This window comes from Mitsuaria sp. TWR114 (assembly GCF_007997345.1).
Window position 1 is genome coordinate 1 of sequence record NZ_VOSR01001009.1, and the last position, 732, is coordinate 732.

The window sequence follows — 732 nt, forward strand, 5'->3', positions numbered from 1 at the left end:
CAGCCGGTGATCGTCGAGAGCCGCCCCGGCGCGGGCGCGACGCTCGGAGCCGACTACGTCGCCAAGGCAAAGCCCGACGGCTACACGCTGCTGATCGGCGCGGTCCACCACACGATCGCGAGCAGCGTCTACAAGAAGCTGCCCTACGACTTCCAGAAGGACTTCGTGCCGATCACCGGCCTGGCGCTGGTGCCCAACGTGCTGGTCGTCAACGCGGGCGCGACGCCGGCGAAGTCGGTGGCCGAGCTGGTCGCGGCGCTGAAGGCCCATCCCGGCCAATGGAGCTACGGCTCCAACGGCAACGGCACCGCGCAGCACCTGATCGGTACCCAGTTCCAGAACGCCACCGGCACCACGCTCCTGCACGTGCCCTACAAGGGCAGCGGCCCGCTCGCCACCGACCTGCTGGGCGCGCAGATCCAGATGTCCTTCGACACCATCACGCCGGTGCTGCCGCACATCAAGGCCGGCAAGCTGCGCGCGCTGGCGGTCACGACGGCCCGGCGCTCCAGCGCGCTGCCCGACGTGCCGACGCTGGAGGAAGCGGGGCTCAAGGGTTTCGACATCGGCACCTGGTTCGGCGTGCTGGCGCCGGCGGCGACGCCCCGGGACATCGTCGCCCGCTTGAACGCGGAGATGGTGAAGGTGATCCAGGCGCCGGAGTTCCGCAAGCGCATGGACGAGATCGGCGCCGAGCCGACCGGCGGCAGCAGCGAGCAACTGGCCGCGCAG

Annotated in this window: 1 protein-coding gene; it reads left to right on the forward strand. The window is 70.5% G+C overall.

Features of this window, described 5'->3' with window-relative positions; genetic code table 11:
- The coding region (locus FUT87_RS26820) for a tripartite tricarboxylate transporter substrate binding protein (RefSeq protein ID WP_147242953.1) at positions 1–732 on the forward strand (732 nt) is incomplete at both ends.